Raw genomic sequence first — 13,197 nt, 5'->3', positions numbered from 1 at the left:
ATCAAAGCTAGGGCTCTCAAAACTGATAAAAGATTTCAATGTGTCAACCAAGCACTATAACCATCTTGAATCATGCCCAAATTACCCCCATAATCTAACAACTTCCAAATAATAAATAGCCTAAGCAAATATGCCCAATACTTCTAAGAATGCCGCAGAAACTCCTACTGAAAATATAACCAAACAATTAAGCTCCAATGACATCAGCTCTAATAGATCAAGTAAAGCTGCCAACCCAAATAATGATTACTCAAATATCATGGCAAACAGTGATAACGCATCTTCGCACGCTAAGGTTGTCGCTGATTTACCAGTTTTAGCTAAAGATAGCTATTTCCTTAGCCGCTTAGAGCGTGACCTGGCGCGTTCCGCTGTGGCTAACAATAAGAGAGATAAGAAAGTTTTTGATAGTAAAGCAGAGGATGAGCTCGCTAAAAAACGTGCGCAGTATGAAAAGATAAAAACCCGCTCACAGCAAGCGGTGCAGGCACGTATGGATAGTATCCCAGACAAACTGGCAGAAAAACTAAATCTTGATTTGCCCGTGAGTCAACGTGCTGATGATTTAATTCAAGGTATTATTGACAACCAAGTGATTATCGTCGCAGGTGAGACCGGCTCTGGTAAAACCACCCAATTACCGAAATTAGCAATGCTAGCAGGTCGCGGTATTACAGGACAAATAGGGCATACACAGCCAAGACGACTGGCTGCTAGAAGTGTGGCAAACCGTATCGCTGAAGAATTGGGTGAGCAACTCGGTAATACCGTCAGTTTCAAGATTCGTTTTAATGAACAAGGCACCGCGCAATCCGTCGTGAAGCTCATGACTGATGGTATCTTGCTTGCTGAATTGGGGCATGATCGTTTTTTAAGTAAATACGACACCATTATTATTGATGAAGCTCATGAGCGTAGCTTAAATATTGACTTTATTATGGGCTATCTAAAAAAACTACTGCCCAAGCGCCCTGATTTAAAAGTCATAATTACCTCTGCAACGCTTGATACCAAGCGTTTTAGCGAATACTTTAGCCGTTATGATAATAAGCTAAAACGCAACGTACCTGCGCCGATTTTTAATGTCGAAGGGCGTAGTTTCCCCGTTGAAGTCCGTTATCGTCCATTAACTGATGAGCCAGTAAACAGCTCGGATGATGATAGCTACGACGATTTTGAAGAGAATCTGCCACGTGCTGTGGTTGCGGCAGTCGAAGAGTGCTTTAGCGATGCACAGAATAAAGGTCATGCTGACCAAGCGGATATTTTAATATTTGCCGCGACCGAAGCAGAGATTCGTGAGCTGCAAGAGGTACTTGAACGTCATGGGCCGAAACACACCGAAGTATTGCCGCTATTTGCACGGCAAACTTACGAAGAGCAGCAGCGTATCTTTCAACCTTCAGGTCGCGGTCGGCGTATTGTTATTGCGACCAACGTTGCCGAAACTGCGCTGACCGTACCTGGTATTCGTTATGTGATTGATTTGGGTTTTGCGCGGATATCACGCTATTCGTATCGCTCGCGCGTACAGCGTTTACCGATTGAAGCTATCTCACAAGCCGCTGCCAATCAGCGTAAAGGGCGTTGTGGTCGTGTCGCACCTGGCGTTTGTATTCGTCTTTATAGCGAGGAGGATTTTACTGGTCGTCCTGAGTTTACCGAACCTGAGATTTTACGTACCAATCTTGCATCCGTTATTTTACAGATGGCCAATCTGCGTTTAGGCAGTGTCGATGACTTTGCTTTTATTGAGCCGCCCGATAGCCGCCTGGTTACTGATGGGCATAAATTGCTTGATGAGTTAGGCGCGATTACCTCTAAAAATGAAGTAACTACCACTAAGCAAACTAACAAGCCTAAAAAAGGTCTTGATCATCTGGTTCTGACACCGACTGGTCAAAAGATGGCACGTATGCCCATTGATCCAAGGCTAGCACGTATGTTGGTTGCTGGTTCTGACTTTGATTGTATCCGTGAAATGCTCATCGTTGTCGCTGCGCTTGCCGTCCAAGATCCACGCGAGCGTCCAGTAAATAAGCGCCAGCAAGCGGATCAAAAGCATGCTGAGTTTCGTCAAGATGACTCTGACTTTTTATTCTATCTGAGCCTGTGGAAAGCGCTGTTTGAAAAAGATGAAGACGGCAATAAGCTGTCTGGCAATCAGCGTAAGAATTTTACCAAGAAAAACTATCTGAGCTTCCCGCGTGTCCGCGAATGGAGCCAAACCCATCGTCAGCTGGTACAAATGGTTACTGAGCTGAAGCTGACCGATGTTAAAGATGTACAAACTACTGATAAAGGTAATGATAAAAATACTTCATTAGAGAATACTACTAGCGACCCTACCGCGATTGAAGATGAAGAACTCAAAGCCGTTAAATATGCCAATTTACATCGCGCGCTATTAACAGGTTTGTTATCTACGATTGCTCATAAAACCGAAAATCGTGGTGAATACTTAGCGGCTCGCCAACAGAAAGCCAAAATCTTCCCCGCGAGTACAGTGTTTAAACAAGTGCCGCCTTGGGTCATGGCCTTTGAAGTGGTGGAAACCTCGCAAGTCTTTATGCGTACCGTTGCTAAGATTGAACCAGAATGGATTATCTCAGCGGCAGGCGACTTATTAAAATATCACTACTTTGAGCCCCATTGGTCGAAAAAGACGGGGCGTGTCAAAGTATACGCACAGATTAGCTTATTTGGTCTGATTATTATTAGTAAACAGCTGACCAACTATGAGCAAGTGAACTTGGCTGAGTCGCGAGAAATCTTTATCCGTGATGGTTTGGTGACCGGTAATTTAGGTCGGCAAGCGCCATTTTTACAGCATAATATGGATAAAATCGCTGATATTGAACGCATCGAAGATAAATTGCGTCGTCGTGATTTATTGGTCGATGAAGAAGCACTGTATCAGTTTTATGATAAAAAAATTCCCGAGCATATTGCCAGTCGCAAAGCGTTTGAGGATTGGCGTGCCGAAGTGGAAAAAGCCGATGCTAAATATTTATTCTTTACCGATGATGATGTTCTTAATAGCCAAGCGCCAACGACAGGCGATTTCCCAGAAGTTTGGAAATTGGGCGATTTAAAATTACCGCTGCGCTATGTCTTTGATCCCTCGATCGATGATGATGGCGTAACCATTCGCGTACCACTTGTGGCGCTACCGCAGCTTGATGCGATCGAGCTATTATGGGGTGTACCCGGTTGGCGCTATGAGCTGGTATTGCAATTGCTCAAGTCATTGCCCAAGGATGTTCGCCGTCAAATCGTACCGATTCCCGACACGGCCGATAGCTTGTTTGATGAATTGCAGCCCTCTGGTGGTCAAGGCTTGCTTAAGCAGCTATGCCAAGCATTAAATCGTCGCGGCATTATGTCAGTAACTCCAGAGAATTTTAATCCATCTAGTATTGATCGCTATTTGCAGCCGCAAATCTGCGTCGTTGATGACAAAAACCGCATTATCGAAAAGGGTCGCGACCTGCAAACGCTGCAAATCCGTCATGCTTCTGAAACCAGACAAGCGGTGAATGAGCAGCAGGGAACGCACACCGAATTCCCTGAGCATTTCGCCTTTAGCAAAAACCATCATAGCGCAGGCGTTGTGATGAAGCAGTTTGCTGCCTTGGTTGCCGACGCGTCAGGCGAAGCGGTATCGATTCATCAATATACCGATGTCAATGCAGCGTTGCAGGCGCACCGTATCGGGGTTTTGACCCTGATTAAAGGTAAGCTGGGTGCTAAGAAGAAACAGCTCACCAGTCAAATAGATAAGATATTCAAATTGGCGTTTGCGCCACTCGGGGATATGGAAAAGCTAAAAACCATTGTCATCGATGCGGCATTGGATGCGGCGCTTGAAGAGCATTATGTGTTATTTGATCATAGTGCCGATTTACCTGAAAGCGCCGATGATAGTGCTGTAGCTCTTGCTGAAGAATTGCCCTTTACACCAGAAGAGTATGAAAAAACCTTGGAAGTGGTGGCGGGCAACTTCCTATTGACCGGTCAAAACGTGATAAAAACGCTCAAAAATGTCTATACGCGCTGGCAACGTATTCGCCAAAGTTTATTGATGCTTGATCGTGAGATATTTGGCGAGTCTATCGAAGATATCGAAGACCAGCTAGGGGATTTGCAGTTGGCTGATTTTGTTTATCGCATGGATTATAGCCATTGGCAGCAGTATCCGCGCTATTTGGAGGCATTAGAGATTCGTATCGAACGCCTTGAGCATAATATTGAATCCGACCTCGACGGTGTCTATGCCCTTGATGAGCATATGGAGCGGCTGGCAAATCGTGCCAATGATAAAGCCATCAGTGACTACCGCTGGATGGTGGAGGAATATCGCATTCAGCTCTTCGCGCAACCGATGAAAACCCGCATGGCGGTATCACCAAAACGTCTAAGCAAGATGTGGGATAAAATGAGTTAAGGCTCGATTTGAGTTTTAAAACTTGTTAATTGACAAGCTATGACAATTATCTTGTATAGCTCTTTAATTTAATCGATAATATTTGATTGAAATGAAGAGCTATTATTGTTTTACACCAAATTTTTCTGGGCTTTACACAATAGATTGATGTAATTTTTTTAGCAGGATAAAAAATAATGATTAAATTTAGACTGATAATATTAGGATTTGCATCAACTATATTTATGATTACGGGCTGTGATGAAACACAAGCTAGTAATAATAAAAACATGAAGGAATTGACGCCAGCAAGCGTGCAAAAAGAAGTGCAGTTACGAGGCGACTTCAAAAGAAGCTTTGAGGTTTATGAATTGGCCTCTAATGGCATCACTTACTACGTATCAGATCCAAAGCAATTATTAATGAAAGATTCGAAGAGTTTCAATCAAAAAGGCTATTACAAATATTTCGAAACTTGCGTCGTTGGCAAAATTAGTTCTATTGGTAAATATGGCCCTCTAGGCAAATATCAAAATCAAATAACTGTCCGTGAAATTTGCGTGTAGTTTTGATAGTGCAGGTTATTGAATGGATATACCTTCCAACTCTAAGTAACTAACCCTCACCATCAATAAAAAGGCCAGATTAGCAATCGCTAACCCAGCCTTTTTATTTAACTATAGATAAACTATAGCAATGCTCTAACCTTTGGATAAACCATATTGGCAGGAGACAAGATGTCATCTAGCGTCTCTTTATCCATCAGTTTTTCTTCTAATACGATGTCATACACACTGCCACCAGTCTCTTGCGCTCTTCTTGCGACAAAAGAAGACGCGTCATAACCAAGATGTGGGTTTAGCGCAGTGACCAGCCCGATATTATTGAATACCTCGACGCTACACGCCTCATTATTCATCATCAGACCATCGATACAGCGAGTGGCAAACATCTCACAGATATTGGCCAGCATGCTCATGCCGGTAAACAAGTTAAAAGCAATCACTGGCTCAAAAATGTTTAGCTGTAGCTGACCATTTTCTGACGCCATAGCGATGGTATGATCGATACCCATCACATGGAAGCAAGCTTGGTTCACCACTTCTGGAATAACAGGGTTTACTTTACCGGGCATAATTGAGCTACCAGGCTGCATTTCAGGCAAGCGATATTGCGCCAAACCGGCACGTGGACCAGAAGATTGCAAACGTAAATCATGGGCAATCTTAGATAAACGGGCAGCAAAAAGACGCAAGTTGCCAGACAGTGCAACATAAGCACTGGTGTCTTGCGTGGCTTCAATCAAGTCTTCAGCGATATAATAAGGTCTGCCAGTCAGCTCTGATAAGCTCTTGGCAACCTCTTCCGAATAGCCAGCTGGGGCATTCAAACCCGTACCAATCGCCGTACCGCCCATATTGATTTCATGAAATAGCGCACGAGTAGATTCGATACGATCCATCTCTTTTTTGATCATGGTTGCAAAGGCATTAAACTCTTGACCTGCGGTCATAGGTACGGCATCTTGTAAATGCGTGCGACCCATTTTTAGTTGATCAGCAAGCTCAACGCTTTTTTTCTTAAGGCTGGTATGTAAGATTGCCATCTTATCTAATAAGCGTACGCAGTAATCATCCAAAGCGACATTCATCGCCGTAGGGTAGGCGTCGTTGGTCGATTGTGACAGGTTGACATCGTTATTTGGATGCACGTGTTGATAGTCGCCTTTCTCGTAGCCAAGGATTTCTAGCGCTCGATTGGCAATCACTTCATTGGCATTCATATTGGTTGACGTACCTGCGCCGCCTTGGAACATGTCAACGATAAACTGGTCGTGATATTTATTATCGATTAAGTCGTCACACGCTGCAGTGATAGCATCTTTAACCGTATCATTGAGGACGCCTACTTTATTATTGGCAATAGCCGCCGCTTTTTTAACGGTCGCAAAAGCTCGAATAAAAGTAGAAAACTGATTTAAGCGCACACCACTAACGGTGAAGTTTTCAAAAGCACGTAAGGTTTGGATGCCGTAGTAAGCATCAGCGGGAACGTCACGATAGCCGAGTAAGTCATGTTCTTGGCGAGTAGCAGTAGTCATTCAATAAAATTCCTTTCAATAAAAAGCCCTGATTAAGACGCAGTGAGGCCGTCATTTATTAAAATGACAGTAGTTGCGTCACATTGGTAAATCAATACAATCAACATTCAAGCATAAGCCTTTTATAAGGTGATTAATAATGAATGTTTATTGCACGATGCATAATAAAACAAAAAAGTTTATATGATAAATGGCTGGTGATAAATATCTTCGATCATACAAATTGGCTGGCTAATACGTTTGATTGCCATTCAATGCTAACCGAAGTTTCACCCTTAATTCAAGTTTGCCCAAATCAATCGAGTAAGACATATAGATATGATAAATGATTAGCATGATAAAATGATAAGTAGTGATCATATAAGCACAATTGAGAATATAAACAGACATCTACTGTACTATGTTTAGATGAGTAAAGCGACAAGGCGTTGCACCTTATATCTCATAAGTTAAAAGCAAAGACAATTGATTCTGTCTTTGCTTTAATAATTACGCCAAATATTCAGATTTATGATTGAGCTTTAAGGTTTGGCTCTTATATTTTCTGTCACCACACCCATGCCATAAAATAACAAGGCGATAAGCGTCAAGGCGACGATAAATGGTGTCAAAACCCAAATCACAATATTGATTAGCAATGATGATAATAAGCCATTAAAGATAATGGTGTGGGGCGCGATAAAATCGGTGACGACATCAACTGCACGTTTGGCAATCGGGAATAGTAGCGTGCTGATAGCCAAAATATAGAGATATTTTGCGAAGTCAGGATTGCTTGAGAGGACTATGAAGTAAAACCCCAAATAATAGGTAATACCCAAAGCCCAACATTTGAGAGTATAGCTGAAACGAATCATGTGACTTCCTCCCCAAAAAACTGCTTGTGATTTGACGTTTTATTAAAGGCGCGCTAGTAGTAGGTTGAAGAACGTCAAAATAAATGCAAAATAGTGAATATATTTATATATGTTATATTATGAATATACGGGTTAAGTCAACTGTTTTTTGCGCTGAATGTATAGTTATTCACTATTGATATGAACAACTATAAAATAGGCTAAGTATATAGGTGTAAAAAAGGATTAAAATATGTGGAACGAGCGTTATAACGAAGCAGAGTATGTTTTTGGTACTGAACCGAATGATTTTTTAAAAGATAAGTTTTCAAAAATACCGATAGATGGCAGCGTTTTATGTTTGGCTGAAGGCGAAGGCAGGAATGCGGTTTTTTTGGCGCAGCAAGGGTACCAAGTAACCGCCATGGATATGTCTGAAGTAGGTTTGAATAAAGCGTTGAAGCTGTCGCAAGATAGAGGCGTTGATATCATCACTCAAGTTGCCGATTTAGCCGACTATGAGTTTGGCGAAGCACAGTGGGATGGTATTGTTTCTATCTGGGCGCATTTGCCAAAAGCAGTACGCCAGCGCGTTTATGCACAGATTGCACCGGCGCTCAAGCCAAATGGTGTGTTTATTCTAGAGGCTTACACTGAGCAGCAACTAAACATGAATGCTGTCGGCGGACCTCCTGCAACACAACAAGAGCGCTTTGGTTCGTTAGCAGTTTTGCGTACTGAGCTGGCAGAGCTAGAAGAAATAACGGGTATTGAAAAGCAGCGCATGATTTCTGAAGGTAAGCGCCATCAAGGTTTGAGTGCGGTGGTACAGTTTATTGCCAAAAAAAAGATAGTGAATTATTGAGTTAATCCATTATTCAACTATCTAATTTTTCAATCATGCAACAATCTTTGGCGGCAGATAAATAGTAAATGTATTTAATGGTTCAATGAGCACACTATAAGGGTGATTTTGCTCTGATAGCGTGACAATGCCTAAGTCTGATAACAGCTTGAAATTGGCAGCAATCAAAGACGCTGGCTGAACTTCAAGTCTTTTATGCCAAACTCGATAAGTACCAAGCTTGCCATCACGGCGATGATAAAATCCTGCTAGCGGATGGGTCAAATAAACAAGTGCCGATTCGGTATCAGGAAAACCTGCGAATGAAAAAGTCTCTTTTGTATTCTGTGCAAGCGATACCGACGCCGCTGCCCATTCTGATTCAGCGTTCACAGAATACTTTACATACCTGCCAGTTGCGTCATCAAATTGACAATCAAAAGTCATCTTCGCGCTATGCCAAGGCAGGCTCCATAAATATCTTGGTACTGCCAATGTCCAAGAATCTAAAGTCGTGCCCAAAAACCACACACAGCGCTCACCCGTTTCTGTATCGATGATATAGATACGATAGTTAGTCTGTCCCATGGTGAAGGTTGGAAAAGGATAAATCGCGGAGGTAAAATCAACATCGATAAAGGGTACGACAGAAATCAAACCTTTTTCTTCACCATCTACCATCACTGTGTCAAGCTTAAACCTAGCAGGAAATATTCCCTCAAACCTTTCTGCTGGCACTGCATAGGTAATAATAGAAAAATGCTTTAAGCCGCAAACAACGTCGATACCGGTCGGCTTAGGTCTGTCATGTAAATAATCCTTAAAACGTCGTAGTTCCTGCACGATATTTCCTTACAAACATTAATTTGGACACTAATTCATAAACGTGCTTGTCAGTTTTGATAATACAGCTATATGTTTATGGACATAAATAGTGAGCTGGCGATTCATTTTAATTATTTAATTCTAAGTATTTAATTCACCGCTCGGACTGACGCCAAATAACCGTTTATATTCTCGGCTAAACTGACTTGGGCTTTCATAACCGACTTGCATAGCGATTTGGGCAATTTGAGCGTCGTTTGCTTGAATCAGTTGTCGAGCTTCCATCAAACGTAGACTCTTTTAATATTGTAGCGGGCTTAACTGAGTAATTTCTTTAAAGTGATGATGGAAGCTCGAGACACTCATGCCGCAGCGACTGGCCAATTCTTCTATGACAATTACCTTATTTAAATGCGTCTTTATCCAATCGGTAGCTTGGGTAATACGGTGCGTATGGCTGCCATTGACTACTAGTTGGCGCAATTTATTGCCTTGCTCTGCTATAAGCAGGCGATAGTAAATTTCTTGCTGGATTAATGAAGCAAGAAACTCAATATCATTTGGATAATCAAGCAAGTGTATAAGGCGCTCAAACGCCGCCATTATAGTACTGTCTAATTGCCACTTTATTCCTAAATGACCTTCAGCGTTAGGTTGTTTAGGCGGTGTTCTTACTAAAACCTCACTAATCAGGGCAAGGTTTAATTTCATAGATAGCACGATGACCGGACGCTCTACCGAAGCATGCTTTATGTGCATGCTTAAAGGAATATTAACTGGGCAAAACATTAGATCGCTCTTATCAAATCTCTGGCATTCGGCACCCAAATAAATCTCACGCGCACCTTGTAAAACGATGCAGATACTAGGTTCTTGAATATAGCTGACGGCTTTACTGGGTTTATCAGCACAGTAAAAAAACAAACCTGGAATATTAGATTCGATAGTTTTGTTTCTAGGCAATATCGACAGTAGTTGCTCAATGGTTGATTGGTTCATTAGGTTTTCTTGTTTTATGCAATTGCTCGATACTATAGATATTTGTAGGATTGGGCAAGACGTTTGGAGCTATGTTCTAACAGATTGTCTCGCTGACTCTTATACTAGCCTTATTGAGACTAATGCAGCCTCATTACTGATTTAATCAAATTTTGTATAAATAAAACACCATAAGGACTACATAATGAAAATATTTTATAAAACTAGCGCCACTGCAACGGGCGGTCGTTCTGGTCATACCGGTCTTGACGATGGTTCATTAGGTTTTGATTTGGTTTCTTTTCAAGAGCAAGATAAAGAAGGGGTCAATCCAGAACAGCTTTTTGCCATGGGTTACGCGGCTTGTTTTGATAGCGCTTTAAATATGACGGCGCAGCAAATGAAACTGCCTATCACTGCTTCAAAAACCTCGACCCAAGTTGGTATTGGTATGAAGGCCGATGGCAGCTATAACTTAGATATCGATTTGTACGTTGAGGTGTCTGGTATCGATGAAGCACAAGCGCAAACGCTTATTGAAGCTGCTCATCAAGTCTGCCCGTACTCCAATGCCACTCGCGGTAATGTCGATGCACGTTTGCATGTGACGGTTGTTTAAGCAGAATTGATACTGACTAAGTATTAACTGATAGCTATTACCGAATAGCAATTATCTAATAACTATAAAAAAATATAAAAATAACAATACTTCCAACTGCTTGGGTACATAAAGTATTCAAGCAGCTTTTTAATGAGTGATGCAATTTTCATAATTAAAATCAAATTATTAAATACAAAAAATGAGTTGCGTACAAAAAAGAGCCAGTAGTTTGACTACTGGCTCTTTTTTTAAATAGATTTTAGTAAAAATACAGATTTTACTTAAGTAACTACCAGTTATTATAGTTGGCAGTTAACTTGATACTGTTGACCATTATCTGATTTGATGGTCATGATGCCATAATCTGCCTTGGTGTGCCAATCGTAAGTAGTTTTAGGATTAACATCATTGACATAACGAGCGCCAGAACCTGATACCGCTTGCTTCATCATGATTTTGGCATTGTTCAAACCAACTTTAGGCAAGGTAACGTTTAGGTTGGCAGCTTGACCATTTGCAGCATATGTAGCAGTCAATTGCCCATTGTCTTCACAAATGAATGATTGAACTACTTGTTGAGTATTGGTCGTTGGCGTAGTAGTGGTTGGTGCATTGGTTGCACAAGCAGCTAGTAATACGGCAAAAGGTGCTACGGCTAATAATTTTTTCATAATATCTCTCAATGTTGATCAAAATTGGTGTGAATCTTGTTTGTTACACTAAGCGGTATGATACAACAAAAACTGTAATTTCATGTTGTGGTTCGAGCTTAGGAAAGTAACATCGGCTAGCGGATTTATGACTGAGTAGTATGGCTAGTCAAGCTTTAAGCGCTAGAGGCTTATTAGATATCTGTTATCAAACCATTTTTTTTGGTCGATTTTTATTTAAGATAAATATCAACACCGCGCCTAAGATAACCGAGCTTGCGATAATAAACTCTAACGTGAGCTGCTCAGATAAAAACACTACGCCCATTATTGCCGCAAGTATAGGTACGCAAAGTTGCACCACCGCAGATTGGGTGGTTTTTAACAGTGGCATCGCCACATACCAAATACTGTACCCGATGCCAGAGGCGATAGCACCTGACGCTGCTCCCAGTATGACGCCCTTCATACTTATGTCTGTAAGGTAACTCATACCGACCAGTGCCAATATCGGCACAGCCACTAGGCTTCTTAAAAAGTTAAAGCCAGTCGTTCTCAAGGGTGATACGCAGGTTTTGCCGCGTATGCTATAGACACCCCAAGCGACACCACTGATTGCCATCGTCAGCGCGCCAGATAGGGAAGGTGTCGTAGCGGACGGTAGCATCAAATACATAAAGCCTATAAATGCTATTAAAAGCGCTAGCCACTGCACGCGGTTCAATTTCTCTTTATTATAAATTCCCCAGCTAATCATGGTGAGCTGTACGACTGCAAACAAAATAAGTGCACCTGTGCCAGTATCAAGTGCTTGGTAAGCCACTGAAAAACAGAGTGCATAAATCACTAAACTAATGGTACTGAGCCAATCGCCTTTGTCCTTTAAGACAGTACAATCAAGATTTTCCGTATATTTCAAATCAGTTCGTTTTAAACGGTTTCGTTTTAGATAGTGTGCTTGCAACGTCATGATTAGCCCAAGGCAAGCGGCGCCGCTTAACAAGCGGATAGCGGTAAAATTCCAAGCATCAATCGCACCGTCTACCAATGCCATTCTGCAAAGCAATGAGTTGGCGGCAAACGCTATTAAGGCAGTCATCGTATATAAAGCGGCTTTCAAAAATAATTCCTACAATCATTAACAGAGTTTTTGCATAAAATGGAGCTGCTTTGAGCACAGTAGTCTGTAACGTGGTTTTGATACAGTAATCCTGCCAAAAAATAATAACAGGGAAAAACACATGGATTGGGCAAGCATCTTTATTTATGACACCACATGGGCATTTGCCGCTGAAATACTCATACGCGTCATCGCGATGTTTACGCTTATTATTTTGTTTTTACGCTTTACCGGTAAGCGCGGCGTGCGGCAGCTGTCTATCTTTGAGCTGACGATTATCTTATCACTTGGCTCTATCGCCGGTGACCCGATGTTCACCGAGGACCTGCCCATTATCCAAGCGGTACTGATTATGAGTACGGTGATTTTGCTTTATCGCCTGTGTACATGGGCGATGATGAAATATCAGCCTTTCGAAGATTTGTTAGAAGGGAAGTCTTTATATATCGTCGAGGACAGTATGTTGGTTCTTGATAAGATAAAAAAGGGCGAAATGTCGCATGATGAGTTTTTTGCCGAAATGCGCCAGCAAGGGGTTGAGCATTTGGGGCAGGTGCGCACTGGTTTGCTTGAGACAGATGGGGAATTTAGTATCTTATTATATGCGCCTGAAGACACCTGCTATGGCTTGCCGCTTTTCCCTAAGCAGTATCAGCCCGTCAAGCAGATAGAGCCACAGGTGTATTATGCTTGTATGTATTGTGGCTACGTGGATTTTATTTCAAGCCGCAATCAAGTATGTAAGCGCTGTGAGAATGACGGTGAAAACTGGGCAAAAGCATTAAACAACAAAATTGTTAGATAGCTTTAAATATT

At 41.8% G+C, this 13,197-nt stretch carries 12 protein-coding genes; 5 read left to right on the top strand and 7 right to left on the bottom strand.

All coding sequences use genetic code 11. From position 1 onward, the window contains the following. The first annotated feature begins 130 nt into the window (after window positions 1-130). On the top strand, window positions 131-4,447 hold the full coding sequence (gene hrpA / locus AC2FA3_RS03060) for an ATP-dependent RNA helicase HrpA (protein ID WP_490508254.1): 4,317 nt from the start codon (window positions 131-133) through the stop codon (window positions 4,445-4,447). Window positions 4,448-4,623: 176 nt separating this feature from the next. After that, window positions 4,624-4,992, top strand: a complete 369-nt coding sequence (locus tag AC2FA3_RS03055; protein ID WP_490508253.1) for a hypothetical protein — start codon at window positions 4,624-4,626, stop codon at window positions 4,990-4,992. Window positions 4,993-5,114: 122 nt separating this feature from the next. Here AC2FA3_RS03055 and AC2FA3_RS03050 read toward each other — a convergent pair whose 3' ends face one another. Beyond that, entirely contained in the window at window positions 5,115-6,527 is a 1,413-nt protein-coding gene (locus AC2FA3_RS03050; protein ID WP_490508252.1) for an aspartate ammonia-lyase, read from the bottom strand. 521 nt (window positions 6,528-7,048) lie between these two features. After that, complete coding sequence (locus tag AC2FA3_RS03045; RefSeq protein ID WP_201546423.1) at window positions 7,049-7,384, bottom strand: hypothetical protein; 336 nt, start codon at window positions 7,382-7,384, stop codon at window positions 7,049-7,051. A 232-nt stretch (window positions 7,385-7,616) separates the two neighbouring features. Between AC2FA3_RS03045 and AC2FA3_RS03040 the strand changes: the two genes are divergently transcribed. After that, window positions 7,617-8,228, top strand: a complete 612-nt coding sequence (locus AC2FA3_RS03040) for a class I SAM-dependent methyltransferase (protein WP_490508251.1) — start codon at window positions 7,617-7,619, stop codon at window positions 8,226-8,228. A 33-nt stretch (window positions 8,229-8,261) separates the two neighbouring features. Here AC2FA3_RS03040 and AC2FA3_RS03035 read toward each other — a convergent pair whose 3' ends face one another. The 3 genes from AC2FA3_RS03035 to AC2FA3_RS03025 form a co-directional block, all read right to left on the bottom strand. Further along, window positions 8,262-9,050 (bottom strand): DUF2071 domain-containing protein, encoded by a 789-nt coding sequence (locus tag AC2FA3_RS03035; RefSeq protein WP_490508250.1) that lies wholly within the window; start codon window positions 9,048-9,050, stop codon window positions 8,262-8,264. Between the two features lie 123 nt (window positions 9,051-9,173). Continuing rightward, window positions 9,174-9,317: a helix-turn-helix domain-containing protein gene (locus tag AC2FA3_RS03030; protein WP_490508249.1), complete on the bottom strand. Its 144-nt coding sequence runs from the start codon at window positions 9,315-9,317 to the stop codon at window positions 9,174-9,176. Between the two features lie 15 nt (window positions 9,318-9,332). Continuing rightward, window positions 9,333-10,031 (bottom strand): AraC family transcriptional regulator, encoded by a 699-nt coding sequence (locus AC2FA3_RS03025; protein ID WP_490508248.1) that lies wholly within the window; start codon window positions 10,029-10,031, stop codon window positions 9,333-9,335. A gap of 184 nt (window positions 10,032-10,215) precedes the next feature. Here AC2FA3_RS03025 and AC2FA3_RS03020 point away from each other — a divergent pair, with 184 nt between their 5' ends. After that, the gene (locus tag AC2FA3_RS03020; RefSeq protein WP_490508247.1) at window positions 10,216-10,629 is read left to right on the top strand and encodes an organic hydroperoxide resistance protein; all 414 of its coding nucleotides are present in this window, start codon (window positions 10,216-10,218) and stop codon (window positions 10,627-10,629) included. Window positions 10,630-10,910: 281 nt separating this feature from the next. On the opposite strand, the gene AC2FA3_RS03015 is transcribed toward AC2FA3_RS03020, so the two are convergent. After that, the gene (locus AC2FA3_RS03015) at window positions 10,911-11,282 is read right to left on the bottom strand and encodes an MliC family protein (protein WP_490508246.1); all 372 of its coding nucleotides are present in this window, start codon (window positions 11,280-11,282) and stop codon (window positions 10,911-10,913) included. Window positions 11,283-11,469: 187 nt separating this feature from the next. Then, on the bottom strand, window positions 11,470-12,381 hold the full coding sequence (locus AC2FA3_RS03010) for a DMT family transporter (RefSeq protein ID WP_490508245.1): 912 nt from the start codon (window positions 12,379-12,381) through the stop codon (window positions 11,470-11,472). Window positions 12,382-12,502: 121 nt separating this feature from the next. Here AC2FA3_RS03010 and AC2FA3_RS03005 point away from each other — a divergent pair, with 121 nt between their 5' ends. Further along, a complete protein-coding gene (locus tag AC2FA3_RS03005) occupies window positions 12,503-13,186 on the top strand; it encodes a DUF421 domain-containing protein (protein ID WP_490508244.1) in 684 nt (227 codons plus the stop codon). Window positions 13,187-13,197 lie beyond the last annotated feature (11 nt).

It is taken from the genome of Janibacter sp. CoH_79_TC_3, assembly GCF_058197955.1.
Note: the sequence above shows the minus strand (reverse complement) of the source record. Positions and strands in the feature narration are given on the sequence as shown.